Here is a 26,943-nt window from a genome sequence, read left to right as displayed (position 1 = left end):
CTCAGCGCTCGCGCGGCGCGGGTTGCGTCAGCGTGACGACCCGCACGCCGAGTTTCTGGCCGACTGCAATCAGATGGCCGGTGCCGATCAGCATCCCGTTCGCGACCAGATGGATCACGCTCTGGTTGATGCCTTGCTGCAGTTCGATCACGGCGCCCGGCTGCAGCGCGCTCAACTCGCCGAGCGGCATCGACGTGGGCGGCAGCTCGAAGCGCAGGTCGACCGCGAGGCCGTCGAGCGTGCGCGGCGCATCGGCGGGCGGCGCGTCGTGCGCCGTCGCGGGCGCGGTGTCGGTGCGGGTCGGTTCCAAAGGCATCTCCCTGATTCGTTCGACGGTCAGCCGGTTGCCCGACGGCCGTCCGGTGATCTCCCACGCCGGCGCGGCAGGCAGCCGCGCGACGCACAGCAGGTTCTGCTCGTGCGCCTGCCAGCGCTCGATCGCGATGATGTCGCCGCCGACGACGTCGGCCAGTTCGGCCATCGTCAGCTCGGTGCGGCCGATCTCGAACACGAGCGGCACGGGCAGGTTCGCGTAGGCCGCGCGCGTGTCGGCGAGCGCGGCCGGCGCGGCCGCGAAGAACACGGCCAGCGCATCGGGCGCGTCGAACAGCAGTGCGCCGTGGCAGCGCCATGCGCCGTCGGCGCGCCGCAGTTCGAAGCGCAGCGCGGCCGGCGATGCGCGCCACGCGGGCGCGCTCGCGGGCGGCGGCAGCAGTTCCACGCGCTGCCGCGTCGCGGCCTGCAGCACGGCCGTGAGCGGCGCGCACAGGTCGGCGAGCAGTGCCGCGCGGATCACGGCCGGCACGGCCGGGTCGGCCGCATCGCCGAGCCATTCCGTTTCCGCGACCGGATCGATCCATAGCGTGCCGGTGGCCGGGCCGACGACGAAGCGATATGCGTGCGCATCGGCGGCCGGCTCGGCCTCGATGCGCCAGCGCAGCTCGTACGCATGCTCGCCGAGCGTGACCGGAACGGCGCCGGTCGCGCAGTACGCGTGCGACAGCCCGCGCGCGGCGGCGGCGGACAGGCGCGGCAGGTAGGGCGACGCGTCGAGCGCGACCGCGGCCGGAGCAGCGGCGGGCGGCACGGAAGCGGCGGGCATGGCCCGGTTCGCGGCGTCGCCGGCGTCGGCATTCGTCAGGAACTGCGCAGGCACGGCGGGATCGGGGCGGATTCGGCGTCGGTTCGACGGGTTGTTATGGGGCCGGTGGCGCGGACGGGCACGCGGCTGCTGCGTCGATTGTAGGGACGGCCATGGCCGCGTGCCGCGCCGGAATCCGTAGTCGCGTGCATTGCGCGGCGACGGGGAGAGCGGGGCGCTACGAAGCGTGACGCCGCGTGATGGAATGCCGCGCAGCGCGATGCGCGGCGGCGGGCGGCCAAAAGCAACCGCCGCCCGGAGGCGGCGGTCGGGTCGCGACCGGCTGGCGGGACGCGAAGCGCTGCGAACCTGCACAGCGCGGTGGGGGGGAGTGCTGCTGGCGCGCCGCGGGCGGGCGGCGCGCGGGTGAATCGTCAGGCGTAGTCGGCGGCCATCACGGCCGGCGGCGCGGCACGCAGGATCGGCGCCGCTTCGTGGCGCTCGACGTGCGTCATGGCCGCACCGAACAGCACGAGGCGATAGCCGACCGCATAGATCGGGATGATTCGCAGGTTCTTGTCGTGCTCGAGCTGCAGTTTCGAGCGGATCCGCGAGATATGGGTATCGAGCGTGCGCGACGACACGGCGAGTTCCCGGCCCCATACGGCTTCCTGGATTGCCTGCCGCGGCACGACCTTGTTCATGTTGTCGAGCAGGAATTCGACGACGTCGAATTCGCGCGGCGTAACGTCAACGACCTTGTTGTCGATTTCGATCGTGCGGCGCACGAAGTTGATTTTTATGTTGTCGATGTACAGGTATTTGCAATCCATGGTGGCCCTCGCATGTCCATAAAGGAGTGTTTGCGGGTCATGTACTGCAACTTCCGGGCCAGGGGATGGACGGTCAGGTGTCGACGGCGGAGCACGCCGGGGGCAGGCGGCGTGGAGCCTTGAATTCAAAAGAATTTTTAACGCGGCGCGCGGGGCGGGTGCGGAAGGGGGCGGAGCAATTTTGAAGAATTGTTACGTAGCATCGAGGGGCGACGTTACGGGCGTTACGTCTGACGTAACGTGTGGGGGAGGCGGTAATCGTGGCGGGCAACACATGGTTTTTGCCGGACAGCGAACCCTACATCGAACCCTACCTGGTTTGATGAATAGGCTATTTAAATCAATTGGTTGCGAGTGTTTTTTGCCGACATCGAACCCTACATCGGCCACACTTCGACACAAGACGCCGGCCGACAGACGTTTCCATCCCCCAGCCGGCGTTCCCCCCCATCAAGCCTTCGCGCTATCCGCCGAATCGAACGGCAGCACGTAATGCCGCTTGCCCGTCGCCGCGAAGATCGCGTTCGCGACCGCCGGCCCGATCGGCGCGACGCCCGGCTCGCCGACCCCGGTCGGCGCTTCGGCCGACGGCACGATATACACCTCGACCTTCGGCATCTCGGCCATCCGCAGCACGTTGTAGCCGTCGAAGTTGCGCTGTTCGACCTGGCCGTCCTTCAGCGTGATCGCGCTGTGCAGCGCCGCACCGAGCCCGAAGCCGATGCCGCCTTCCATCTGCGCGGCGACGATGTCGGGATTGATCGCGATCCCGCAATCCACCGCGCACACCACGCGCTCGACCTTCACCTTGCCGTCCGCGTCGACCGACACCTCGGCCACCTGCGCGACATAGCTCTTGAACGCCTCGGCGACCGCGATCCCGCGCCCGCGGCCTTTCGGCAGCGGCTTGGCCGGATCCCAGCCGGCCTTCTGCGCGGCCAGCTCCAGCACCGCGCGCATGCGCGGCTCCTTCGCGAGCAGGTCGCGGCGGAACGCGTACGGATCCTTGCCGGCCGTGTGCGCGGCTTCGTCGATGAACGCCTCGACCGCGTAGGCCGTGTGCGAGCTGCCGACCACGCGCCACCACAGCACGGGCACGCCCGTCTTCGCGGTGGTGAGCTCGACCGACACGTTCGGCACTGCGTACGGCAGGTTCGCCGCGCCCTCGACCGACGTCGCGTCGATGCCGTTCTTGACCATGAACGCCTCGAACGGCGTGCCGGCGAGGATCGACTGGCCGACGATCCGGTGGCGCCAGCCGACCAGCTTGCCGTCCGCGGTCAGGCCCGCGTCGAGCTTGTGGAAGTACATCGGCCGATAGAGGCCGCCCTGGATGTCGTCCTCGCGCGTCCACTGCAGCTTGACGGGCTTGCCGTCCGCGCCGAGCGCCTTCGCGATCGACACGGCCTCGACCACATAGTCCGACCACGCGTTCGCGCGCCGGCCGAAGCTGCCGCCCGCGTACAGCGTGTGGATCTTCACCTGCTCGGGCTTCAGGCCCGCGACCTTGGCGGCGTTCGCCTGGTCGATCGTCTGGAACTGGTCGCCGGCCCAAATTTCGCAGCCGTTGCGCGTCAGCTTGACGACCGCGTCGAGCGGCTCCATCGGCGCGTGCGCGAGATACGGGAATTCGTATGTCGCGCTGAGCTTGCGCGCGGCGCCGGCGATCGCCGCGTCGGCGTCGCCGTCCTTGCGCGCCGACGTGCCCGGCTTCTCCGCGAGCTGCCGGTATTCGCGCATGATCTCGGCCGAGCCGCGCTTTTCGGCGTTGCTTTCGTCCCATTCGACCTTCAGCGCGTCGCGGCCCTGCTTCGCGGCCCAGAAGCCCGTCGCGACGACCGCGACGCCGCGCGGCACCTGCACGACCGACACGACACCCGGCACCGCCTTCGCGGCCGTCGCGTCGAACGACTTGACCGTCGCGCCGAAGCGCGGCGGGCGCTGCAGCAGCGCGACGCGCATGCCGGGGAAGGTCGTGTCGAGCGTGAAATGCGCGGTGCCGTTCGATTTCGCCGATGCATCGACGCGCGGAATCCGCTGGCCGATCAGCTTGAAATCGGCCGGCTGCTTCAGCACGACCTTGTCCGGCACGGGCAGCTTCGATGCGTCGGCGACGAGCGTGCCGTAGGCGGCCGTCTTGCCGCTCTTCGCATGCGTGACGACGCCATTGGCCGTCGTCAGCTCGCCGGCCGGCACCTTCCAGCGGGCCGCGGCGGCCGACACGAGCATCGCGCGGGCCTTGCCGCCCGCTTCGCGCAGCTGCTGCCACGAGTTCGCCATCGCCGAACTGCCGCCCGTGCCCTGCATCGTGCCGAACGCGAGGTTCGCATAGCGCTTCGCATCGGCCGGTGCGCTTTCGACGCGCACGCTCGACCAGTCGGCGTCGAGTTCCTCGGCGACGATCGTCGCGATGCCCGTATACGCGCCCTGGCCCATTTCGACGTGCTTCGCGATGACCGTGACGGTGCCGTCGGGCGTGATGCGCAGGAACGCGTTCGGCGCGAAATCGGCGGCCGGTGCGGTCGCGGCGAGCGCGCGGCGGCCGAGGCCGGCCCATTCGAAGCCGATGGTCAGGCTGACCGCGGCTGCGGCGCCCGCGGCCTTCAGGAACGTGCGGCGCGACGGACGCACCGAATCGCGGTTGTCGAGTTCGATCGTCATGGTCAGGCTCCCAGCGTCGCGGCCGCGTCGTGGATCGCGGCCCGGATGCGGGCGTAGGTCGCACAGCGGCACAGGTTGCCGTTCATCGCGGCGTCGATGTCCGCGTCGGTCGGTTTCGGGTTCTGTTCGAGCAGTGCGGTGGCCGACATGATCTGGCCGGACTGGCAATAGCCGCATTGCGGAACCTGCTGCTTGACCCACGCGGCCTGCACGGCCTGCGCGGGCTTGCTCTGCAGGCCCTCGATCGTCGTGACGTGCTTGCCGGCGATACCGGCGAGCGGCAGCACGCACGAGCGGACGGCCTGGCCTTCGAGATGCACCGTGCACGCGCCGCACTGCGCCATGCCGCAGCCGAACTTCGTGCCGGTCAGTCCCGCGTGTTCGCGAATCGCCCAGAGGACGGGCATCGACGGATCGGCGTCGAGCGTAACGTTCTTGCCGTTGAGGACAAACGAGGTAGGCATTTTGGTTGTCTCCGTGGGGAAAACCCGGCATGCGCCCGGTTAGCGGGCAGTGTGCGCGAGCAGCCGGTTTTTGCGTCTACCCAATCCTGCAAATTTATTGAACAATCCTGCAAATCCCGGGCACGCCGTGGGCCGTTTCGCTATGCTCCCGCGACATGGGGAAATCAATCGAGGATTCGTCATGGACATGACCGATATCGCGGCGTCGCGCGAATCCGGGCGGCGCGAGCTGGCGTCGCTGATCGGCCGCTTCGCGCCGGCGGACGGCTCGCATTCGACCGCTGTGCCGGGCCTGATGCTGCATCGGCACACGCGTCCGGTCGATCTCGGCTGCGGCGTGTCGCGTGCCGCGCTCGTGATCGCCGCGCAGGGCGCGAAGCGCGTGATCGTGGCCGGCCAGGCCTACGAATACGACACGCAGAATTGCCTGATCACGTCGATCGACTTGCCGATCCTGTCGCGCGTGACGCGCGCGTCGCCGGATGCGCCGTACCTGTGCCTGTCGCTGACGCTCGATCCGCAGCGCATCGTCGAGCTCGCGGCCGAGATGCGGCTGCCCGAGCCCGACGCGGGCCCCGAAGGCGAAGGCATCGCACTCGCCGAGCTGACGCCGCCGCTGCTCGACGCCGCGCTGCGGCTGTTGCGATTGCTCGATACGCCGGCCGACATTCCGGTCGTCGCGCCGCTGATCGAAAAGGAACTGCTGTACCGGCTGATGACGAGCGGGCAGGGCACGCGACTGCGGCATATGGCGATCGCGGGCAGCCAGACGCACCGGATCGCGCGCGCGATCGAATGGATCCGCGATCACTACGCGGAGCCGATGCGCGTCGAGACGCTCGCGCAGGCGGTCAACATGAGCGTGTCGTCGCTGCACCACCATTTCAAGCACGTGACGACGCTGAGCCCGCTGCAGTACCAGAAGCAGTTGCGGCTGCACGAGGCGCGGCGGCTGTTGCTGCGGCAGGGCGGCGACGTCGGGTCGGTGGCTGCCGTGGTCGGCTACGAGAGCGCGTCGCAGTTCAGCCGCGAATACAGCCGGCTGTTCGGCGCGCCGCCGATGCGCGACGTCGTGCACCTGCGGAAGAAGGAACTGCTCGGCTGACGCGGCGGCGGCCGGCCCGAACGCGCGGCCGGTGCGTCGCCGGGCCGTGGCGCCGGTCGTCGCTCGGCGGCCATCGGCTATTTCGCGACGACCGTCGCCTGCAGGACGTCGCTGCCGAAGCGCAGCGTGCCGCGTTCGACGTTGCGCGTGACGCGAGCGCCGCTCGATCGGTGGTGATCTTCATCGCCTTTTCCCCCGACACGTCGTTAGACGAGCGGCCGCCATCCGCAATCCGTGTGCCGTGGCGTGCCGCTCGGTGAGAGCCGGAAATCAGGCAATCGGCACGCCGTAAACGACGCAAACCCGCGGTGCGCGGGCGAGGGCGTGAAATTGCCGCGCGATATGCGAGCTTTTGTTTCACGAGTGAATGATGGGGACAGGAAAATACCTCGGGCGATGGCCGGATCGGTGTGGTTCGATACGAATAAAATTTCGGTAAATCAGGCGTTTGTGGGATTTTTTGACGCGAAATCGCGCGTTGAATCGGTGTGTTTCAACGATGAGAAAAGCGGGGATGGCTGCTTTAAAAATGTTTCTTCGACGTATTGCCCGTCGGGTGGTTCAAGGTGTGAAGGGGCACGAATGAAAATGAAAAACTGTTGCGCCGGCCTCGGCTGGATTGCGCGTTTTCATTTGTTTTATTTATTACGCCGGGAATGGTCTGGATGACAAAATCATGTCACGTGATCGCGTCGGCATTTTCAAAGTTGAATCAAAATCATTTCGCCGGTCGAGACGAATGCGTGTCGCAGGCACATCGGAGGCGGCCGCGCGGGCTTGCAGAACGGGGCTCCGCACGCTTCGATTCCCGTTCGTCCGGGCATTGGAGGCCGGTCGAACGTGTCGCGACGCACGGTTCGCAAGCGAAAAAAACGGATGCAGCGGGCGATGCGTGACAGCGCGCTTCTCAAGTTTGAAACACTCGTTCTCCTGGCCGTCCGGCGAGGGCCGGCGCGCCGGATTCGTCCGTCAAATCGTGGCATTGCTTCGCGATGCGCAACGATCGGCGCGTGTGCCCGACCGTTGTCGCGATACATTCCTGAAACAAAAAGTTACGTTCCCGGCGATTCGAGCCGGCGCGGCGGCCGTTCGGCGCGCGCAATGAGCGGTGGAATAACGTGTGGCACGCTGCTTGCGCTACTACACGCACCGGCGAGCGGTCGACACGATGCAACAACGATGTGGGAGCGGCCAACTCGTCAATAAGCCAGTCGGGGAAACGGCGATGAAGACTATAAGCAGTGGCTTGATCGGCGCGTTCTTTGCGCACCAAAGGGGTAGTCGGAAAGTTCGGGGTATCGCTTGCGACGCAGTGCCAGCGTCGCGGGTAGCGCCTTGCCGATTTCCCGCCCTCCGCACGCTCCGCGTGCTGGAGCGGTTGTCGCTCCGTGCGGCAACCAGGCGACAGCGGTGCTCGCCATCATTCAGTTCACCCGGATGGGTCAGCCTGTTCGTGCCGGACAGCGTGACGCCGATTCGTCTTCAACCGTGCAAGGCAGTTTCGATCGCGCCGGGTCAATACCGGTGCCGGCCGGAATAGATCGAACGCCTGTCGGCCGGATTATCCGGAAGCCTTTCGTCGCTCCCTCAGGGAGCAGACATGCCGTCTGGCTGCAATGCAGGCCATTTTTCGCTCGGCTAAAGAGCGCATTTTGAGCGGCGCTGCATTTTGCGGTGGTAAATGTATTCGCGCATTTTCGATTCCGGAAACGGGTGCCGGTGCCGGCATTTGTTTCCGACGGGGTGTCGAAAATCGCGGGCCGGCAATGTGTGTTCGTCATTCCGGTTAATCGAATTGGCGTGTTTTCGTGAAATATTCAATATTCGTAAAAATAATGGAAAGCACGCGATCATAAGTTTTGGACAACTTAAAAAACACAAAACTAAACTTAACCTGGACAAAAAATCCAAAAGACCTGGATTTCAAAGAAAACAGGAATCTCGTAATTTGATAGTGATCCTTATTTTTTAGGATTGCTCAAGTCAGGAAGATTGATGGCGTGCAATCTTCCCGGCTCATTTCGTCCACGCCGTTATGGAGTCGACCATGAAGAAGCTTCTCATTGCAGCAGCAGTTCTGGCCGTTTCGGGTGCAGCGTTCGCAGCCAGCGGCACGGTGTCGAGCAGCAACTCGACGAGCGGCGGTTCGACGATGGCCGGTGTTGCCGGGTTCGGTCATTTCACCGCGACCGATTCCGGCGCGGCACTCGGCGCAGCCGCTGCGGTTGCCGGCGGCCCGGGCAGCGGTTCGATCTCGTACACCAACCACACGCAATCGTCGTCGGTCAGCGGCTTCGGCTTCGGCGGCGCACAGGCTGGTGGCACGAGCGGCGCGAATGCCGGTTCGATCGGCTGGACGATTCACCACTAAGCCGCGGCGCGTAGCGTTCGTCATTGGCTGGCGGTACGGATGCCGGGTTTCGCTGTATGCGGGCAGGCCCGGCTCCGCCACCGCCGAACTTCCTCACAGCAAGGGATTGCTATGAAAGCCAACGTCATATTAGCGACAGCGCTCACCGTCATCTCGTCGGCTGCATTGGCCGCCGGTTCGTTCACCACCAACCAGACGCAATCCGTTGCAGCGGGTGTTTCCGGTTCGGTGCTGGTCGGGTCCGGCAGCTATACCAGCAATTCGACTTCGACGGCGGGCGCGAATGCAGGAAGTACCGTGACACCCGCCGGTTCCGCCGGCACGGCATCCGCCTTCCACAACTCGACCTCGACGGCCAGCGGTTCGGGCACGAACGGGGGCGCGTTCGCGGCAGGCGGCGGTATCGGTGCCGCAGGCTCGTTCGGTGGAAACGGCAGCACGAACGAGAACGCGAATGCGCTGTCGGGAGGGGTGACCGCCACGATCGTACTCGGCGCGAACCACTACACGGCTACGGGTGCGAACGACCAGGGCATTGCCAACGCGGGTGCTGCCGGGCTGACGGGCAGTGGCGGGTCAGGCGCGATCGCGGGTTCGAATCACTACAACTCGTCGACCGTATGGAGTACCGGTCCGGCCGGCTCGCCGTCCGCATCGGGCGGAAGCCAGGGCAGTTCGAGCGCGACCGGAAGCAGTCATTAGTCAGGTGTGGGGGGGACCAGTTTCCCAGCGACGCTGGTCTCTTTTCCCGCATTGTTGTCACGTAAGGAGTTGGCATGAAGCAGAAACTGATTGCCGCCGCTCTGATGCTCGCGTCTCTGACGGCGTATGGCGCTGACCGTGCTGCCGATGGTGTGCAATCGAATATGCAGACGTCAAACAACCCTGACCAGACAATCAAACCGTCAGAACGACAAACGCTTTCGTCGGGCAGTGCCATCGGCGGACCGGGCGCCCAGCAGTGGCAGGGCATGTCGGCCGGCTCGTGGTCCCAGCTGGGCAGTGGCTGGAAGCAGTTCGGGGAAGCAGCAAAGACTGAAGTCATTCAGGGGAATTAGTACGGTTGCCTGGGTGGGAGGTCAAAACCTCGTCCGGAGAGTGAAATGAACAGCAACAGGATCAAGGTGGCATGTGCGGCGATGTTCGCGATGACCACGATCGGTGCCCAGGCACAAACCGCGGATTCGACTTCGAGCGCGCAGTCCTCGACGTCGTCGACGGCGATCAGCCAGGGCGGCGGCTCGAGCATGAACACCAACACCACGAGCTCGCGCGGCGGCAATGCCGCCAGCAGCAGCGGGGTTCGCGGCAGCGGCAATTCGAGCGTGAATGTGAACGTGACGATGCCGTCCAGCACGAGCGGCGGCTCGAACGTGACGCCGCAGAGCGTGAGCTCGCTCCAGGCGCCCGGCTCGCCCGGCACCAACCCGTACAACACCCAGATATCGGAAAACGTCAACTACTCGGGTACGCAGACGATCAAGACGAACCCGTCCATCCAGGCGCCCGGCCTCACGACCACGTTGTCCGACACCTGCATGGGGTCGGTGAGCGTCGGCGTGTCGTTCCCGGGGTTCGGTGCGACGGGCGGCACGACGCTGGTCGACCAGGCCTGCGTCCGTCGTCTCGATGCGCGCGAATTCCGCGCGATGGGCCTGACCGACGTGGCGCTCGCGCTGCTCTGCCAGAGCGACGCGAACCGGCGCGCGGTGGAAGCGACCGGGCACCTGTGCCCGGGCACGACCGCGCCGCTCGCACGTTCGAATGTCGCGCCCAGCGTCGAAGCGACCGTCGCCGACGACGTGAAGTATCACGATCCGATCGTGCGCAACCGCATGGGCCTGCCGCCGCTCGACGCTGCCGCGCCTGCGCCGGCGCAGGCGCGCCCGGTGGCGACGACCGCGGTGCAGGCGGCGCCGATTCCGGTCCCGGTGCCCGTGCCGGCGATCGCCGCGCCGACCGTCGCCAGCAAGGTGCCGGATGCCGCGCAGGCGGCTGCCGCGAAGGCGTCGCAAGCGGCGGCCGTCGTGCCCGCTGCTGTCGCACCGGTTGCCGCGGCAGTACCGGCGGTTGCCGCCGCGCCGGCTGTCGCTGCAGCTGTCGCACCGGCCGCTGCTGCGCCGGCCGCGATGAGTGCGGTGCCCGCCGCGGCCATCGTCGCTGTGCCGGCTGTCGCCGACAAGGTCGCCGAGCCTGCGCCGGCTGTCGCAGACAAGGCTCCCGAGCCTGCACGGGCCGTCGCCGACAAGGCTCCCGAGCCTGCGCCGGCTGTCGCAGACAAGGCTCCCGAGCCTGCGCCGGCTATCGCCGACAAAGCCCCCGAGCCCGCGCCGGCTGTCGCTGACAAAGCTCCCGAGCTCGCGCCGGCCGTCGCTGACAAGGCCCCCGAGCCTGTACCGGCCGTCGCCGACAAGGCGCCGGAGCCGATGCCGGTCGCGACCGACAACGCAGCGCAAGCCGCTGCCGCGCCGGCTGCTGCCGTCGTCGCGGCGCCCGCAGTCGATGCGAAGGTGGCGGACAGCGCGCAAGCCGCACCGGCCGCGGCCGAAGCCGCGCCGCAGGCGGCGGATGCTGCGATGGCCGCACCGGCAGCCGACATGCCGGCCGCCGACGCGAAGGTGCCGGACGCGGTCGAATCCGCGGCCGCACCGGCGCAGCCTGCCGACATGTCGGCGTTGACCGATCCGGCGAAGGCGTTGCCGCCGGCCACGGTCGACCAGCGGGCCGCACCGGCTGCACCGGCCGCGCCGGCGCCGGCGGTCATCTCGACGAGCACGTCGTCGTGAGTACGCGGGTCGGGCAGCCGTGCGACCGGAACGCCGGACGCACGGCTGCCGTTCGGACCCGATGCGCGACGGTCGTTCCCGGTTTGACGGGTGTTGGTCCGATCCCCGAGGTCAACACCTCTTTTTGCGTGACGAGGATGCAAGGAGGCCTCAATCATGAGGATCTTTTTGGTCGCTTTGCTGCTGGTCAGCGTGCAAGCCGCTGCGCAGTCGGTTTTCCAGAATCCGGCGGTCTTCGTCATCCTGAGCGAGCAGACCCTTGCGAACGCCGCGAGCGTCCAGCAGGCGCTGACGACGCTCGGCCGACCCGACAACACGGCATGCGTGCCGATGATGATGGTCGGCGACCCGCAGATGATTTACATGATGCCCGAGGAAGGTCACGCGCCGTCGTGGCGATCGCCGGTGTACGGCCGCGGCGCGCCGTTCGAAGCGCAAAACGGGCCGACGCCGACGGGCAAGACGGTCGGCGCGATGCAGCACGCCGAGGACATGCAGACGCAGCCGTGGAGCGACGGCAGCGCGATCACGCAGAAGATCGCCGGCGAGTCGAGCATGTCGGCGGCTGGCAGGGTGAGCGAGTGGCAGCGCAACGGGCTCGACAGGATCGAGACGGCCCGCGCGACGGACGTGACGGTAAACGGCAAGACCTACCGCGCCTATCGCGACGATCTGAACCGGGCGGCGAAGCCGGTCGTCGAGCCGCAGATCTACATGCAGCGTGTCGTTTTCTGCCGGTAACGAAACATCAATCCGAGGACAGGCCGGCGCCGCGCCGCGGGACTACGAGACCCCGTCACACGCGAACCGGCAACGGCCGTCCCGACATACAACCCAAAGCGGCGAGGCCATCGTGAACCATAGCTGCCAGATCAGGGTGTCAGGCCCGCAGGATGTCGAACGCGAGGCCGGCACGATGCCGTTCCTCGCGATCCGGTGCAACCATGTCGTGCCGTCGCGGCCGCTCGTCTACCTGTCGCAGCGGCACGATGCAGCGCTCGCCGACTGTCTCGCGTTGCGCGGCTGGGACGTGTGGTGCGCGAAAACCGTTGCGGACGCACTGAATCTCGTCAAGGCGAACCGCCCGCACGCGGGCATCGTCGATTTCGCCAGCTTCGCGTCGCCCGACGTCGCGTCGTTCGAGGCGCTGCTGCGCGACCCGCGCGTCGGCTGGGTTGCGCTCGCCGACAGCGAGCGGCTGCGCGACATTTCCATCGCACGCCTGATCCGCCATTGCTGTTTCGACTACGTGCGCAACACGACGGCCTATACGACGATCGGCTATCTCGCCGGCCATGCATACGGGATGCTGAAGCTTGCGGACGGCGACCCGGCCGCGGAGGCGCCGCCGCCCGACGGCACGATGATCGGTTCGTGCGATGCGATGCGCCGGCTGTTCGCGACGATCCGCAAGGTCGCGAACACGGATACCACCGTGTTCATCGCCGGTGAATCGGGCACCGGCAAGGAACTGACGGCGGCGGCGATCCACCGGCAGTCGGCGCGCGCCGCGGCGCCGTTCGTCGCCGTGAACTGCGCGGCCATTCCGTCGACGCTGCTGCAGGCCGAACTGTTCGGTCACGAGCGCGGCGCGTTCACGGGTGCACACCAGCGCAAGGTCGGCCGCATCGAGGCCGCGCATGGCGGCACGCTGTTTCTCGACGAAATCGGCGACATGCCGTTCGAGAGCCAGGCGAGCCTGCTGCGGTTTCTGCAGGAAGGCAGGATCGAGCGGCTCGGCGGCCACGCGTCGATCCCGGTGGACGTGCGGATCGTGTCGGCGACCCACGTCGATCTCGAGGCCGCGATGCAGGCGGGGCGGTTCCGCGCCGACCTGTACTACCGTTTGTGCGTGCTGCGCATCGACGAGCCGCCGCTGCGCGTGCGCGGCCGCGACATCATGCTGCTCGCCGATGACATGCTGCGACGCTATCGCGGCGACAGTGCGTACCGGATTCGCGGCTTCATGCCGTGCGCGGTCGAGGCGATCCACAACTATTCGTGGCCCGGCAACGTGCGCGAGCTGATCAACCGGATCCGGTTCGCGGTCGTGATGACGAACGGCCCGATGATCTCGGCCGCCGATCTCGAACTGCACCAGTACACGTCGCGGCAGCTGCCGACGCTCGCCGAAGTGCGCCGGCAGGCCGAGCGGCGCGCGATCGAGGAAACGCTGCTGCGCCACCGCCACCAGCATGCGGACGTCGCGGCGGAACTGGGCATTTCGCGCGCGACGCTGTACCGACTGATGACCGCGCACGGGCTGCACGGCTGACGCGCGGTGGCGTGCGTGAGCTCAAGACCGTGCGGCGGCGGCCGTTAAAGCATGAAATGGCCCGTCCGGACCGCCGGCGCATCGATGCGCGCGCGGCCGGCACGCGGCGTATCACGCTTATCCGGGGTTATCGTGGCAGAGTGCAGTCACTGCGGCAGGACGTTCCTGGTCGGCGGGCAGTCGATCGACGGCCGCCGCTATTGCAGTCCGGCGTGCGCGCACGCGCATCCGATCGTCGTCGAGGCCGAGCGGGTGCCCGACGCGAAGGTCCGGCAGTACGTCGACGACTGGCGGTATGGGCCGTGCCCGATTTGCCTGCGCGAAGGGCATCCGGTCGACGTCCACGCGTCGCATCGCGTCGTATCGCTGGTGTTCGTCACGCGCTGGGCGACGCGGCGCCACGTATGCTGCCGCCGCTGCGGCCGCAAGAAGCAGGCGGTCGCGCTGCTTGCCTCGGCCACGCTCGGCTGGTGGGGGCTGCCGTGGGGCATCGTGCTGACGCCGATCCAGCTCGCGCGCAACGCGCTCGGGCTGGCCGCGCGCGATCCGGAGGTCGCGACGCAGCAGTTCGAGCAGCTCGTGCGGCGCAAGCTGGCGGAGCGCCGGCTGCAGCGCGCGCGGCAGGGCGCCGGCGCCTGACCGCGCGCCGCCGCCCGGTCAGGCCGGCCGTTCGAAGCCCGACGCGACCCAGCGCTCGGCGCTGGCCTTGCTGAGCTTGAACCCGGCCGATACCTTCGCGTCGGCCAGCAGCTCGCCGTACGGATCGAACGCCTTGAGTTGCGCGTACGGCTCGAACTCGTCCGGCACGATGTCGAGCGTCACCGATACATCCTGCCCGGCTTCGTCCTGGACCGACACTTCCTTGTGCAGCATCGCGCGCCGTTGCTGCTCGTGCCGCATCAGCACCTCGGTCGCGGTCTTCACGAGCGTGCGGAACGCGTTCGCGTCCATCGGCTTCGGATTCTTCTTGTCGCGGCCCATGGTCCACGGCCCGACGAGCGCGGGTTCGGACTCGCCGTCCTTGATCATTTCGACGGCCCAGCCGTCGTCGTCTTCGTTCTTGATGATGCGGGCGGTCCAGCCGTTGTCGCGCCAGAGGCCGTCTTCGTGGATGGAGGTGTCGTCGGATTGCAGGTCGGATTCGGTCATGGGGAAAGCTGGGAGTACGGGCAGCCGGAGTACGGGCAGCGGGCAAAAGGGCCGTGGCGCGCGGCCGTCATCGGCGCGTCGCTCGCCGCCGGGTGCCCGGAGTGGCATGCAAACGCCGCAATTTTACCTGCTGGCCGGCCGCAAGGGCTCAATGCCGGCCGTCCGGCCGATGCCGGGCGCCTGAATCGACGCAAATATCAAACTCGTATTACGTCTCCGGCGGCCAATCCCGATGCCGTCCGATATCCCGCCCGCGCGCAGCTTCATAGAATCGATCTTCGGGATAAAAATATCCCGGACATCCTTTCAACGCCAAACCGGCCGCGCGCGTTCCGCGCCGCGCGGCCGGTGAACCACCTGGAACTGCGCATGAGGAAATTCAATGTTCGCATCGTTTTCGCGTACGACTGGCCGTTGACGCTGGCCGGCATCGAGCAGATCGCCGGCAGCGCCTGCGCCATCGAGCTCGTCGCGGTCTACCGGAGTGCGGCCGAGCTGGTCGCGTCTCTCGGCGGCGTCGACTGCGACCTCGTGCTGGTCGATTATTCGATCCGCGGCGACGAGCAGATGGACGGCCTCGCGCTGTTCGACTGGCTGCGGCGCACGCGCCCGAACGCCGGGATCGTCGCGCTGGTCGGCAACGAGAACCCGCTGATTTTCCGGTCGATCCTCGCGATCGGCGGCGTGAGCATCGTCAGCAAGTTCGACGAAATCGGCCATATCGTCACGGCGATCCATTCGAGCTACAGCGGCGGGCGCTACCTGTCGCCGTGCGTCAGGCGCGCGGTCGATGCGATCGGCGAGCGCGGCGAGGCGCCAGTGAAGCTGTCGGCGCGTGAGATCGAGGTGATTCGCCTGTATCTGTCGGGCGTGTCGATCAAGACGATCGCGCAGCGCCTGAGCAAGGGCAAGCAGACGGTCAGCGCGCAGAAGATCAGCGCGATGAAGAAGCTCGGCGCGAACAACGACGTCGAGCTGATCCAGCGGGCGGCGGGGCTGGGGCTCGGCATCGGTGCGGCGGTGCCGCGGGCCGGCGACGCGGCGTGAGCACGGGTGTGTGCGTGCGGGTGTGCCTGGCACGCCGCGCCGGTCAGGCCATTCGGTCTGAGTGAAGCGCGCGCGTAGATCACATATAGCTCGATGCCGTGGAGGCGGTTTTCGGCCGCGTCCATGACGAGCGCACGTTGACCCGTGAATCTCAACACGAGATAGCTCGTCGAAGTTCACCGAATTGGATCGAGGTGGATGCATTTGCGGACGGGCACCGATGACAACGCGTGGTCAGTGCCGAGATTGCGGCGCACCTTCGCACGTAGTTCGTAAACGTCGACACTCGATTGATCGCCCATCCTTCACCCAATTTTGCTGGGAGTAATAGCATCTCAATTTAAGTTGGAATCCGAAGCAAAATAATACTCGTCCTATAGACAATGCAATTCTTGTCGGCGACCGTACATGATGAATACGTGGGCAGTCGAGCAGATAGCCGATGCAGAGGCCGAAGCATTGGCGGGCAAGCCGCTGACCGTCGCAGTTATCGACCAATATGCGATCTATGACCCTGAGTCGACCGGTTGGGTCTTCGCAAATTTCGATTGAGGACATGGCAGTGAGCCGACGAGCAGTCAGGAACGGCGACCCGACGACGACAGGCGGTATCGTCATCGCTGGTACGTCAAACATGTTCAGCAACAACAAACACGTTGCCTTAGACGGTGACAAGGCGACGTGCGGAAATTGCGATGGGGTGTTTCCGATAGCTGGCAGCGCGGTACGCATGATCTGTCACGGACGATGCATTGCTTTGGAGGGCGACGCGGTACTTTGTCCATGCGGGAAAAACCAGCTAATCGCGGGCAGCGACAGCACGATTTTTTATGAGGGCGAGGGCGGCCGCAATGTGGCAAATCCTTTCGCAGCCAGTTCTGAGTTTGCTCCCGCGAGACACGCGCCCGCGCCGGGCATCTATGACGAGCAATTCGTCTTGGCCGATGACTCCGGCCGCCCACTCGCAAATATCCACTACCGAGTCGTTACCGACGCGGGACAGATTCTTTCCGGCACCACCGACGGTTCTGGACGAACGCGCCGCTTCGCCACTGACACAGCAGCGTCCTTGAAAATCTATATGAAGGGGTTTTGAGGCAATGAACGATTTTGATGTGAATGATGGTGGGGAGTGGTTCCTTGTACATTCAGGCGCAGTTACCAATACCAACCCTGGATCGATGGTTGAAGTAAAGATCAATACCGAGAGGATTTGTCAAAACATGACGAACAGTGAATTTCGGGGAATGATTTTACGTCAGCGCGATCGTGCCGTTTCTCTGATCGAGCAGCGAATCGCGGAATTGCAGCGTTGGTCTAACGCTGACAAGGTGCGTGTGCTACAGTGGTTCGGCAAGGCGGACGAAGCGACCTGCGTAACGTTACTTGCAGGTCTGACGGCAATCGCACGGGTATTAAAGGAGCTTTCGGCATTCAATTTTACCCGATGGGACAGCGACCGATTCAGGTACATCGGATGCGTTCCGAATCCAAATGAATCTGGCGTCGCTGCATCTGTTTGCGCACCGGACACGGCAACGCATACAATCGCCATACACCCTGATTTTTGCTCTATGCGTCATTTTTCGTGGGATAAGGATTCCGTGGTTTCTACACTGATTCATGAGGTCAGTCATTTTGATGACACGATGGCTACCAAGGATCATCGCTACTTTATCGCGGAATGCCTGACCTTCGGATCGGAGAATCCGGATCAAGCCATCAATAACGCTGACAGTATTGCAGGATACGTAATTTATAATGCATAAATTTATACTTGGTATATTGTTTGCTGCTTCCAATTCGGCATTTGCATGCATCGCAAGCGAGAATTTCGATATATATTTCAATAGGAATGATACTGTCATATCGAACTCGGAAATCGTGCGCGTCGCAAATTGGGTGGCCGACCAAAAGATTACTTACACCAACCACACAACCAAAGAGACAACTTTAATTAGCGGTCACGCTGAAGAAGATGAACACGGGGCACAGGCACTTGCACAATCACGACTGCAAGTCGGGCGTGCTCTGCTGGAGCAATTGGGCTTTCTACGCGGGACCATTCGGGCAAGCGCACGTGTCTATTCGCGTGGCGATGTGGACAACGGGCGGCGTGTGGAAATTTCCTTCCTGCCCGATTGCCCTAACAAGTGCTGCACCGGTAAGTAACATGACGCCGGACCCACCGCGCAAGCATCGTTCAAAACAGCGCCCCATTCGTCGCTGAATGCTGGCCGGCACCGCGCGGGAGCGGGGGGATGCGCCCGGCGCGCTACCGGCGGGCACTGGCATGAGGGCATCCGATGAAGCCGAGTGCGCGCGGGCCTGGCAGCAGCAGGCAGCGGCAAGCCGCGCCCGCACGCTGCCCAAGATCAAGCCGGCAACGCAAACCGCGTAACGGCGTCGCGCAGCGCTTCGGCCTGATCGCGCAGCGAATGCGCGGCCGCCGCCGCCTGTTCGACGAGCGCCGCATTCTGCTGCGTGACCTGGTCCATTTCGCCCACCGCGCGATTGACCTGCTCGATCCCGGCGCTTTGCTCGCGCGACGCATGGCTGATTTCGTCGAGGATCTCGTTCACGCGCCGCACCGACTGCACGAGCTCGGCCATCGTCTCGCCGGCGTGCGTGACGAGCGTCGCGCCGTGCTCGACGGTCTCGTTCGACGACACGATCAGCGACTTGATCTCCTTGGCGGCCGTCGCCGAGCGTTGCGCGAGCGAGCGCACTTCGGCCGCGACCACCGCGAAGCCGCGGCCCTGTTCGCCCGCGCGCGCGGCTTCGACGGCCGCGTTCAGCGCGAGGATGTTGGTCTGGAACGCGATCCCGTCGATCACGCCGATGATGTCGCCGATCTTGTGCGAGCGGCCGGTGATCTCGTTCATCGTGCGCACGACGTCGTCGACCACCGCGCTGCCGCGCGTCGCGACCTGCGCGGCCTGGCCGGCGAGCGATGCGGCCTGCGCGGCGCTGTCCGCGTTCTGCTTCACGTTCGCGGTCATCTGGTCCATGCTCGATGCGGTCTGCACGAGCGCGGCCGCCTGTTCCTCGGTGCGCTGCGACAGGTCGGTGTTGCCGGACGCGATCTCGCTTGCGCCGACGTTGATGTTCTCGGTGCCCATCCGCACGCGCGACACCATGTCGATCAGCCCGCCCTGCATCGTGTGCAGCGCATGCAGCAGGCTGCCGCGATCGTCCTGCTTCACGGCGACGCGCGCGGTCAGGTCGCCCTGCGCGATGCGCTGCGCGGCGTCGAGCGCGACTTCGAGTTCGCCGCCGAGGCTCGCGCGCACGCTTTTCAGCACCAGCACCATCACGGCGGTCGCGATCGCGCCGAGCACGGCCGTCATCGCGAGCCAGCGGCCGACGCTTGCGAGCACGGCCGAGTGCACGTCGTTCATGTACATGCCCGTCACCAGATACCAGTCCCACGGCGCGAAGCGCTGCACGGCGCTGGTTTTCTCCTGCGGCTTGTCGGCGCCCGGCTTCGGCCACAGATACTCGACGAAGCCCTTGCCGCCCTCCAGGTTGCCGGCCTTCACGATCTCGACGAACAGGTGCTTGCCGTTCGGATCGGTGAAGTTCGACATGTCCTTGCCGTTGAGCTCGGCCTTGATCGGATGCATCACGATCGCGGGCTTCGAGTCGTTGATTGAGATATAGCCGTCGGCGCCGTAGCGCATCGCGGCGATCGCCTCGAGCGCCTTCTGCTTCGCGTCGGCCTCCGGCATCGCGTTCTGCTGCGACAGCTTGTAGTAGTGGTCGGTCACGCTCGCGGCCTGCGCGACCAGCGACGCGAGCTGGTCGCGGCGGTCCGCGATCATCGATGCGCGCGTCTGCCACGCGCCGAGCCCGGCGATCACGAGCAGGCCGAGCCACAGGATGACGATCATCGAGGCGAGTTTCTGATTCAGGGAAAGGTTGCGCATGGTATCGGGTCGGTCAGTCGAGGATGCTCGCCGGAAAGGCGTGACGGGATAAGTGTCTTGACGGCAGGCGACGCGCGTCGCCGTAGGCGGGAAATCCCTTAGAAAGGGTGCGGCCGCTCATGCCTTCGACGTCGGCGCGGGTATCTATGCATATGCATAACGGGCATCGCTATACTGTCGGAACGATTGCGCGCGCCGGGCGCCCGCACGCCCGGGCGGGCGGCGGCGCGGCGCGGAATGAAACCGAAAGGGGGCAACGATGCGAATTCTGGTGGTAGGGGCCGGCGCGGTCGGCGGATACTTCGGCGGCCGGCTGGCCGCGGCGGGGCGCGACGTGACGTTCCTGGTGCGCGACGGCCGCGCGGCCGCGCTGGCGCGCGACGGGCTGCTGATCCGCAGCCCGCGCGGCGACCTGACGCTCGCGAACGTGCAGACCGTGCGCGCGGGCGATGCCGGCGCCGGGGTTGCGCCGTTCGACCTCGTGCTGCTGAGCTGCAAGGCGTACAGCCTCGACGATGCGATTCTCTCGTTCGCGCCGTTCGTCGGCCCGCAAACGCTGATCCTGCCGATGCTCAACGGGATGCGTCACCTCGACGTGCTGCGCGACCGGTTCGGCGCCGCGCAGGTGCTCGGCGGGCTGTGCGTGATCGCGGCCACGCTCGATCGCGAGCAGCGCATCGTGCACCTGAACGACACGCATGGCGTGTCGTTCGGCGAACTCGCCGGCGGCGAATCGCCGCGCGTGCGCGCGGTGGCCGACGTGCTCGGCGGCGCGGGCTTCGACGCGACGCTCAGCGACGACATCGCCGCGCGGATGTGGGAGAAGTGGGTATTCCTCGCGACGCTCGCCGCGAGCACGTCGCTGTTCCGCGGCTCGATCGGCGACATCCTCGCCGCGCCGGACGGCCGCCGCCTGCTCGAGACGATGCTCGGCGAATGCAGCGCGATCGCAGAACACAATGGCCAACGGCCCGACCCGGCGGCGATCGAGCGGATGCAGCGGATGGTGCTGACGCCGTCGCCGCTGACCGCGTCGATGCTGCGCGACGTCGAGAACCATGCGCGCGTCGAAGCCGATCACGTGATCGGCGACCTGCTCGCGCGCCGCGACCCGCAGGCGGCCGATGCGCTGTCGCTGCTGCGGATCGCATACAACCACCTGAAGGCGTACGAGGTGCGCACGGCGCGCGAGCACGCAGCCGCGTAAACCATCGGTGCGCGCGCACCGCACCGGCCCGGCGGCTGGCCGCCCGGTGCCGTTGCGCGCTGCACAAATTTGCCATCCGGCGCCGTTTTCGGCCGGAAAGCGCAAAAAAGTATCGGAAATCAGGCGTAAAGTTGGTGGAGCCGCGCGCGCGATCGACCTACATTGCTTCCCATGCGACCGGTCGGTGTCGCCGCACGAAACACGAGCAACACGCGGCGCACGAGCGAACAGCCGAACAGGCCGGCCAGCGATACATGGGAATGGAGACGCCAACATGATGCATCCCGATCTCGAAGTGGTCGAAGTGCGACGCGACGAGTCGTTCAAGGTCTGGTCGCACGGCTACCCGTATCGCACGATCCGCTGGCATTTCCATCCTGAATTCGAACTGCACCTGATCGTCGCCACGCGCGGCAAGTATTTCGTCGGCGATCACATCGGCTCGTTCGGCCCCGGCCATCTCGTGCTGCTCGGCCCGAACCTGCCGCACAACTGGGTCAGCGACATGGCCGAAGGCGAAACCGTCGAGCGCCGCAACCTCGTGATCCAGTTCGACCCGGCGTTCGTGCGCCGCTGCATGGATGCGTTTCCCGAATGCCGCGATGCGCAGGCGCTGCTCGACGACGCGCGGCGCGGCGTCGGCTTCGACGATGCGACCAGCGCCGCGATCGCACCGCTGTTCGACGAACTGCTGGCCGCGCGCGGCATGCGCCGCATCGCGCTGTTCATCGCGATCCTCGAACGGCTTTGCGGCGCCGACGAGCGCACGCTGCTCGCGAGCCCTGCATACGACCAGGCGGACGTCACGCCGACGCGGCTCAGCCATGCGCTGTCGTATATCGGCAAGAACCTCGCATCCGAGCTGCGCGAGTCCGAACTCGCGCAGTTGACCGGGCAGAGCGTCAGCGCATTCTCGCGTGCGTTCCACCGCCACACGGGCATGCCGTTCGTCCAGTACGTGAACCGGATGCGGATCGAATCCGCGTGCCAGATGCTGCTTGCCGACGACGCGAACATCACCGACATCTGCTTCCAGGCCGGCTTCAACAACGTATCGAACTTCAACCGCCAGTTCCGTTCGGTGAAGGGGATGGCGCCGTCCGAATTCCGTGCGCTGCAGCGCCTGAACGCGCGCAGCCGCGAGCTTGCGCTGCACGCGGCGCCCACCGGCAACCCGATGCCGCCGCGCGTGCTGACGCCCGGCGTGCCTGAACTCGCGCCGCAGCCCGGATGATCGCCGGGCCGCCGCCCGCCTGAACTTTCCACACCGTTTCACCCGGCCGATCGCGTCGCTCACGTCGCGAGGGGCTCGTTCAACCTCGAAAAAGCCGCACATAAATGGAGACACCGTCATGACGCACGCATCGCCCGCTTCATCATTCAGCCGCGCCGCCCGGATGGCGACCCTCGCCGCGTTCGCGGCCTTGCTGCCCGCAGCCGTCGCGCATGCCGCGCCGTTGCGGATCGGCATGACGTTTCAGGAATTGAACAACCCGTATTTCGTGACGATGCAGAAGGCGCTGAACGATGCGGCCACGTCGATCGGCGCGCAGGTCGTCGTGACCGACGCGCATCACGACGTCAGCAAGCAGGTGAGCGACGTCGAGGACATGCTGCAGAAGAAGATCGACATCCTGCTCGTGAACCCGACCGATTCGACCGGCATCCAGTCGGCGATCACGCAGGCGAAGAAGGCCGGTGCAGTGGTCGTCGCCGTCGATGCGAACGCGAACGGCCCGGTCGATTCGTTCGTCGGCTCGAAGAACTACGACGCGGGCGTGATGTCGTGCGAATACCTCGCGAAGGCGATCGGCGGCAGCGGCGAGGTCGCGATCCTCGACGGCATTCCGGTCGTGCCGATCCTCGAACGCGTGCGCGGCTGCAAGGCCGGGCTCGCGAAATTCCCGAACGTGAAGCTCGTCGACACGCAGAACGGCAAGCAGGAGCGCGCGACCGCGCTGTCGGTCACCGAAAACATGATCTCCGCGCGTCCGAACCTGAAGGGCATCTTCAGCGTGAACGACGGCGGCTCGATGGGCGCGCTAGCGGCGATCGAGGGCTCCGGCAAGGATATCAAGCTGACCAGCGTCGACGGCGCGCCCGAGGCGATCGCCGCGATCCAGAAGCCGAACTCGAAGTTCATCGAGACGACCGCGCAGTTCCCGGCCGACCAGGTGCGCATCGCGCTCGGCATCGCGATCGCGCGCAAGTGGGGCGCGACGGTGCCGAAGGCGATTCCGGTCGACGTGAAGGTCGTCGATCGCAGCAATGCGAAGGGCTTCAGCTGGTGAACGACGTGCGATGCGACGCGAAGGGCGGCGGCATGGCCGGCGCTCTTCGCACGGAGAAGCCGATGGAAACGATACTCAGGCTCAGCCACATCACGAAAAGCTTTCCGGGCGTGAAGGCGCTGTCCGACATTCACCTGGACATCGCACGCGGCGAGATCCATGCGCTGCTCGGCGAGAACGGCGCGGGCAAGTCGACGCTGATGAAGATCCTGTGCGGCATCCATCAACCGGATACCGGCACGATCGAAATCGACGGCACCGCGCGCCATTTCTCGAACTATCACGAGGCGGTCGCGGCGGGCGTCGGCATCGTGTTCCAGGAGTTCAGCCTGATCCCGCACCTGGACGCCGTCGACAACCTGTTCCTCGGTCGCGAGCTGCGCACGCGCTGGGGCGCGCGCGACTGCATGCGGATGCGCCGCGCGGCGGCCGGCATCTTCGCGCGGCTCGGCGTGTCGATCGATCTCGATGCGCCGATCCGTGCGCTGTCGGTCGCGCAGCAGCAGTTCGTCGAGATCGGCAAGGCGCTGTCGCTCGACGCGCGCATCCTGATCCTCGACGAACCGACCGCCACGCTCACGCCGGCCGAAGCCGAACACCTGTTCGCGATCATGCGCGAGCTGAAGCGGCAGGGCGTCGCGATGATCTTCATCTCGCATCACCTCGACGAGATCTTCGCGGTATGCGACCGCATCACGGTGCTGCGCGACGGCCAGTACGTCGCGACGACCGACGTCGCGCGCACGGACGTCGAACAGCTCGTGCGGATGATGGTCGGCCGCCGGATCGAGAGCAGCTTTCCGCCGAAGCCCGCGCTGCCGGCCGACGCGCAGGCCGTGCTCGAAGTCGATGCGCTGCAGATCGAGCGCGACGGCCCGGTGAACCGCTTCGCGCTGCGGGCCGGCGAGATCCTCGGTTTCGCCGGGCTCGTCGGCTCGGGCCGCACGGAAACGGCGCTCGCGGTAATCGGCGCGACGCGTGCGCACCGCAAGGACGTGCGCGTGCGCGGCGCGGCGGCGAAGCTCGGCGATCCGGCCGACGCGCTGCGCGCGGGCATCGGCATCCTGCCGGAAAGCCGCAAGACGGAAGGGCTCGTCACGTCGTTCTCGATCCGCGACAACATCTCGCTGAACAACCTCGGCAAGTACCGGTCGATGCGCTGGCTGATCGACCGCCGTAGCGAGGCGCGCGCGACGCACGACGTGATGCGGCGCGTCGGCGTGAAGGCGCCGTCGATCCATACCGAGGTCGCGACGCTGTCCGGCGGCAACCAGCAGAAGGTCGTGATCGCGCGCTGGCTCAACCATCACACGTCGGTGCTGATCTTCGACGAGCCGACGCGCGGCATCGACGTCGGCGCGAAAGCGGAAATCTACGGGCTGATGCGCGAACTCACCGCGCGCGGCTACGCCATCATCATGATCTCGTCCGAGCTGCCGGAAATCGTCGGCATGTGCGATCGCGTCGCCGTGTTCCGGCAGGGCCGCATCGAGGCGACGCTCGAAGGCGACGAGATCGATCCCGACACGGTCATGACCCATGCCACGGCCGGCACGCGAGGAGCGACGCATGAACCTGCCTGATTCTTCTTCCACGCCTTCCACGACGCTCGCGGCCAACGCCGGAAACGGCGATGCGCCGCCGCCACGCGCGATGTGGGCGCAATTGCGGCGTTCGACGCTGTTTTATCCGCTCGTCGGCCTCGTCGTCGTATGCATCGCGATGATGATCGCGAGCCCGAGCTTCCTGTCCGCCGCGAACCTGGAAAACGTGCTGCGCCAGGTGTCGATCAACGCGATCATCGCGGTGGGCATGACCTGCGTGATCCTGACGGGCGGGATCGACCTGTCGGTCGGCTCGGTGATGGCGCTGTCGGGCACGCTCGCGGCCGGGCTGATGGTCGCGGGCGTCAACGCGGTCGCCGCACTCGCGATCGGGATTGCGGTCGGCTTCGGGTTCGGCTTCCTGAACGGCGTGTTCGTCGCGTTCGCGGGGATGCCGCCGATCATCGTCACGCTCGCGACGATGGGCATCGCGCGCGGCCTCGCGCTGATCTACACGGGCGGTTATCCGATCGACGGGCTGCCCGACTGGGTTGCGTTCTTCGGCAGCGGCAAGGTGCTCGGCATCCAGGCGCCCGTGCTGATCATGCTGGTGGTCTACGCGATCGCGTGGCTGCTGCTCGATCGCATGCCGTTCGGCCGCTACGTGTATGCGATCGGCGGCAACGAGCAGGCGACGCGGCTCACCGGCGTGCGCGTCGCGCGCGTGAAGCTGATCGTCTACACGCTGGCCGGGCTCACGTCGGCGCTCGCCGCGATCGTGCTGACGGGCCGGCTGATGAGCGGGCAGCCGAACGCGGGCGTGGGCTTCGAACTCGACGCGATCGCGGCCGTCGTGATGGGCGGCACGTCGATCTCCGGCGGGCGCGGCGCGATTCTCGGCACGCTGGTCGGCGCGTTGCTGCTCGGCGTGCTCAACAACGGGCTGAACATGATCGGCGTGAACCCGTATGTGCAGAACGTGATCAAGGGCGGAATCATCCTGCTCGCGATCTACATCAGCCGCGAACGATCGCGGTAACGCGTGATCGATCAGACATCCGAATCATCAACGAAAGAGACAACTCATGACGACACCCGAAGCCCAGCCGCGGATGACCGCGGTCGTCTGCCACGGCCCCGAGGACTATCGCGTCGAACAGGTCGCGAAGCCGCACCCCGGCGCGAACGAGCTCGTGATCCGCATCGCCGCGTGCGGGATCTGCGCGAGCGACTGCAAATGCTATACGGGCGCGAAGATGTTCTGGGGCGGCCCGAATCCGTGGGTGAAGGCGCCCGTGATTCCCGGCCATGAATTTTTCGGCTACGTCGAAGCGCTCGGCGACGGCGCGGCCGAGCATTTCGGCGTGGCATTGGGCGACCGCGTGATCGCCGAGCAGATCGTGCCGTGCGGCAAGTGCCGCTATTGCAAGTCGGGGCAGTACTGGATGTGCGAAGTGCACAACATCTTCGGCTTCCAGCGCGACGTCGCCGACGGCGGGATGGCCGAATACATGCGCATTCCGCCGACCGCGATCGTCCACAGGATTCCGCTCGGCGTATCGCTCGAGGATGCCGCGATCATCGAGCCGCTGTCGTGCGCGATCCATACGGTGAACCGCGGCGACGTCCAGCTCGACGACGTCGTCGTGATCGCGGGCGCGGGCCCGCTCGGGCTGATGATGACGCAGGTCGCGCACCTGAAGACGCCGAAGAAACTCGTCGTGATCGACCTGATCGACGAACGGCTCGAACTCGCGCGCGAGTACGGCGCCGACGTGACGATCAACCCGCGGCGCGACGATGCGCGCGAGATCGTCCGCGCGCTGACCGACGGCTACGGCTGCGACGTGTACATCGAGACGACCGGCGCGCCGGTCGGCGTGAACCAGGGGCTCGACCTGATCCGCAAGCTCGGCCGCTTCGTCGAATTCAGCGTGTTCGGCGAGGATGCGACCGTCGACTGGTCGATCATCGGCGATCGCAAGGAGCTCGACGTGCGTGGCGCGCACCTCGGGCCATACTGCTATCCGGTCGCGATCGACCTGCTAGCGCGCGGGCTCGTCACGTCGAAAGGCATCGTCACGCACGGTTTCGCGCTCGAGGACTGGGACGACGCGATCCGCGTCGCGAAATCGCCCGAATCGATCAAGGTGCTGTTGAAGCCGGCCCGCTGACGGCCGGCGTGCGCCTCACCGGAGAC

The 26,943-nt window shown here is 66.2% G+C and carries 26 protein-coding genes; 19 read left to right on the top strand and 7 right to left on the bottom strand.

All coding sequences use genetic code 11. The features are described from left to right. Position 1: 1 nt before the first annotated feature. The 4 genes from sctQ to KVT39_RS03605 all read right to left on the bottom strand — a co-directional run bounded on the left by sctQ (position 2) and on the right by KVT39_RS03605 (position 5,039). On the bottom strand, positions 2 to 1,156 hold the full coding sequence (gene sctQ, locus KVT39_RS03620; protein ID WP_034180500.1) for a type III secretion system cytoplasmic ring protein SctQ: 1,155 nt from the start codon (positions 1,154 to 1,156) through the stop codon (positions 2 to 4). A 359-nt stretch (positions 1,157 to 1,515) separates the two neighbouring features. Continuing rightward, on the bottom strand, positions 1,516 to 1,914 hold the full coding sequence (locus KVT39_RS03615) for a winged helix-turn-helix domain-containing protein (protein WP_105391120.1): 399 nt from the start codon (positions 1,912 to 1,914) through the stop codon (positions 1,516 to 1,518). Positions 1,915 to 2,364: 450 nt separating this feature from the next. Next, positions 2,365 to 4,575, bottom strand: coding sequence for a xanthine dehydrogenase family protein molybdopterin-binding subunit (locus tag KVT39_RS03610; protein ID WP_217587816.1), 2,211 nt, complete (start codon positions 4,573 to 4,575; stop codon positions 2,365 to 2,367). 2 nt (positions 4,576 to 4,577) lie between these two features. Then, positions 4,578 to 5,039 (bottom strand): (2Fe-2S)-binding protein, encoded by a 462-nt coding sequence (locus KVT39_RS03605; RefSeq protein WP_034180497.1) that lies wholly within the window; start codon positions 5,037 to 5,039, stop codon positions 4,578 to 4,580. A gap of 181 nt (positions 5,040 to 5,220) precedes the next feature. Between KVT39_RS03605 and KVT39_RS03600 the strand changes: the two genes are divergently transcribed. The 5 genes from KVT39_RS03600 (at position 5,221) to KVT39_RS03580 (ending at position 9,573) form a co-directional block, all read left to right on the top strand. Beyond that, on the top strand, positions 5,221 to 6,144 hold the full coding sequence (locus KVT39_RS03600; RefSeq protein WP_034180496.1) for an AraC family transcriptional regulator: 924 nt from the start codon (positions 5,221 to 5,223) through the stop codon (positions 6,142 to 6,144). Between the two features lie 324 nt (positions 6,145 to 6,468). Beyond that, positions 6,469 to 6,813, top strand: a complete 345-nt coding sequence (locus KVT39_RS03595; RefSeq protein ID WP_217587815.1) for a hypothetical protein — start codon at positions 6,469 to 6,471, stop codon at positions 6,811 to 6,813. A gap of 1,378 nt (positions 6,814 to 8,191) precedes the next feature. Further along, positions 8,192 to 8,515, top strand: coding sequence for a hypothetical protein (locus KVT39_RS03590; RefSeq protein WP_034180982.1), 324 nt, complete (start codon positions 8,192 to 8,194; stop codon positions 8,513 to 8,515). A 111-nt stretch (positions 8,516 to 8,626) separates the two neighbouring features. Then, positions 8,627 to 9,217 carry a hypothetical protein gene (locus KVT39_RS03585; protein ID WP_034180495.1) on the top strand — a complete coding sequence of 197 codons (591 nt, stop codon included), beginning with the start codon at positions 8,627 to 8,629 and terminating at the stop codon, positions 9,215 to 9,217. A 74-nt stretch (positions 9,218 to 9,291) separates the two neighbouring features. Further along, positions 9,292 to 9,573 carry a hypothetical protein gene (locus KVT39_RS03580; protein ID WP_034180494.1) on the top strand — a complete coding sequence of 94 codons (282 nt, stop codon included), beginning with the start codon at positions 9,292 to 9,294 and terminating at the stop codon, positions 9,571 to 9,573. Here KVT39_RS03580 and KVT39_RS37865 read toward each other — a convergent pair. After that, on the bottom strand, positions 9,570 to 9,872 hold the full coding sequence (locus KVT39_RS37865) for a hypothetical protein (protein WP_233344627.1): 303 nt from the start codon (positions 9,870 to 9,872) through the stop codon (positions 9,570 to 9,572). The genes KVT39_RS03580 and KVT39_RS37865 overlap by 4 nt on opposite strands. Between KVT39_RS37865 and KVT39_RS03575 the strand changes: the two genes are divergently transcribed. The 4 genes from KVT39_RS03575 to KVT39_RS03560 all read left to right on the top strand — a co-directional run bounded on the left by KVT39_RS03575 (position 9,859) and on the right by KVT39_RS03560 (position 14,215). Beyond that, on the top strand, positions 9,859 to 11,301 hold the full coding sequence (locus KVT39_RS03575) for a chemotaxis protein CheA (RefSeq protein WP_254640348.1): 1,443 nt from the start codon (positions 9,859 to 9,861) through the stop codon (positions 11,299 to 11,301). The two genes, KVT39_RS37865 and KVT39_RS03575, sit on opposite strands and share 14 nt — an antisense overlap. A gap of 156 nt (positions 11,302 to 11,457) precedes the next feature. Beyond that, positions 11,458 to 12,042, top strand: coding sequence for a hypothetical protein (locus tag KVT39_RS03570; RefSeq protein ID WP_034180492.1), 585 nt, complete (start codon positions 11,458 to 11,460; stop codon positions 12,040 to 12,042). A 112-nt stretch (positions 12,043 to 12,154) separates the two neighbouring features. Beyond that, positions 12,155 to 13,576 (top strand): sigma-54 dependent transcriptional regulator, encoded by a 1,422-nt coding sequence (locus KVT39_RS03565; RefSeq protein WP_175747386.1) that lies wholly within the window; start codon positions 12,155 to 12,157, stop codon positions 13,574 to 13,576. A 132-nt stretch (positions 13,577 to 13,708) separates the two neighbouring features. Then, complete coding sequence (locus KVT39_RS03560; protein ID WP_034180490.1) at positions 13,709 to 14,215, top strand: hypothetical protein; 507 nt, start codon at positions 13,709 to 13,711, stop codon at positions 14,213 to 14,215. 18 nt (positions 14,216 to 14,233) lie between these two features. Here KVT39_RS03560 and KVT39_RS03555 read toward each other — a convergent pair whose 3' ends face one another. Further along, positions 14,234 to 14,725, bottom strand: coding sequence for a hypothetical protein (locus tag KVT39_RS03555; RefSeq protein ID WP_105393902.1), 492 nt, complete (start codon positions 14,723 to 14,725; stop codon positions 14,234 to 14,236). Positions 14,726 to 15,094: 369 nt separating this feature from the next. Here KVT39_RS03555 and KVT39_RS03550 point away from each other — a divergent pair, with 369 nt between their 5' ends. The 4 genes from KVT39_RS03550 to KVT39_RS03535 all read left to right on the top strand — a co-directional run bounded on the left by KVT39_RS03550 (position 15,095) and on the right by KVT39_RS03535 (position 17,541). Next, a complete protein-coding gene (locus KVT39_RS03550; protein WP_034180981.1) occupies positions 15,095 to 15,772 on the top strand; it encodes a response regulator transcription factor in 678 nt (225 codons plus the stop codon). A gap of 408 nt (positions 15,773 to 16,180) precedes the next feature. After that, a complete protein-coding gene (locus KVT39_RS03545) occupies positions 16,181 to 16,324 on the top strand; it encodes a hypothetical protein (RefSeq protein ID WP_181152350.1) in 144 nt (47 codons plus the stop codon). Continuing rightward, a complete protein-coding gene (locus tag KVT39_RS03540; RefSeq protein WP_306795563.1) occupies positions 16,281 to 16,868 on the top strand; it encodes a PAAR domain-containing protein in 588 nt (195 codons plus the stop codon). The genes KVT39_RS03545 and KVT39_RS03540 overlap by 44 nt, the downstream gene beginning before the upstream one ends. Positions 16,869 to 16,872: 4 nt before the next feature. After that, a complete protein-coding gene (locus KVT39_RS03535; protein WP_254640311.1) occupies positions 16,873 to 17,541 on the top strand; it encodes a M35 family metallo-endopeptidase in 669 nt (222 codons plus the stop codon). A 606-nt stretch (positions 17,542 to 18,147) separates the two neighbouring features. Here the strand turns inward: KVT39_RS03535 and KVT39_RS03530 are convergent. Continuing rightward, positions 18,148 to 19,701 carry a methyl-accepting chemotaxis protein gene (locus KVT39_RS03530; protein ID WP_217587813.1) on the bottom strand — a complete coding sequence of 518 codons (1,554 nt, stop codon included), beginning with the start codon at positions 19,699 to 19,701 and terminating at the stop codon, positions 18,148 to 18,150. 259 nt (positions 19,702 to 19,960) lie between these two features. Between KVT39_RS03530 and panE the strand changes: the two genes are divergently transcribed. The 6 genes from panE (at position 19,961) to KVT39_RS03500 (ending at position 26,917) form a co-directional block, all read left to right on the top strand. Then, the gene (gene panE, locus KVT39_RS03525; protein WP_217587812.1) at positions 19,961 to 20,908 is read left to right on the top strand and encodes a 2-dehydropantoate 2-reductase; all 948 of its coding nucleotides are present in this window, start codon (positions 19,961 to 19,963) and stop codon (positions 20,906 to 20,908) included. Positions 20,909 to 21,182: 274 nt separating this feature from the next. Next, positions 21,183 to 22,142: an AraC family transcriptional regulator gene (locus tag KVT39_RS03520; RefSeq protein WP_217587811.1), complete on the top strand. Its 960-nt coding sequence runs from the start codon at positions 21,183 to 21,185 to the stop codon at positions 22,140 to 22,142. A 118-nt stretch (positions 22,143 to 22,260) separates the two neighbouring features. Beyond that, the gene (locus KVT39_RS03515; RefSeq protein WP_105392615.1) at positions 22,261 to 23,199 is read left to right on the top strand and encodes a substrate-binding domain-containing protein; all 939 of its coding nucleotides are present in this window, start codon (positions 22,261 to 22,263) and stop codon (positions 23,197 to 23,199) included. 62 nt (positions 23,200 to 23,261) lie between these two features. Next, positions 23,262 to 24,782, top strand: coding sequence for a sugar ABC transporter ATP-binding protein (locus KVT39_RS03510; RefSeq protein ID WP_217587809.1), 1,521 nt, complete (start codon positions 23,262 to 23,264; stop codon positions 24,780 to 24,782). After that, entirely contained in the window at positions 24,769 to 25,782 is a 1,014-nt protein-coding gene (locus KVT39_RS03505; protein ID WP_027789502.1) for an ABC transporter permease, read from the top strand. The genes KVT39_RS03510 and KVT39_RS03505 overlap by 14 nt, the downstream gene beginning before the upstream one ends. Positions 25,783 to 25,828: 46 nt before the next feature. Continuing rightward, positions 25,829 to 26,917 carry an alcohol dehydrogenase catalytic domain-containing protein gene (locus KVT39_RS03500; RefSeq protein ID WP_175747391.1) on the top strand — a complete coding sequence of 363 codons (1,089 nt, stop codon included), beginning with the start codon at positions 25,829 to 25,831 and terminating at the stop codon, positions 26,915 to 26,917. The last annotated feature ends 26 nt before the right edge of the window (positions 26,918 to 26,943 follow it).

Origin of the sequence: Burkholderia sp. GbtcB21 (genome assembly GCF_019091065.1) — a bacterium.
Lineage (GTDB): Bacteria > Pseudomonadota > Gammaproteobacteria > Burkholderiales > Burkholderiaceae > Burkholderia > Burkholderia pyrrocinia_C.
This window is presented reverse-complemented; position numbering and strand designations above follow the sequence as displayed.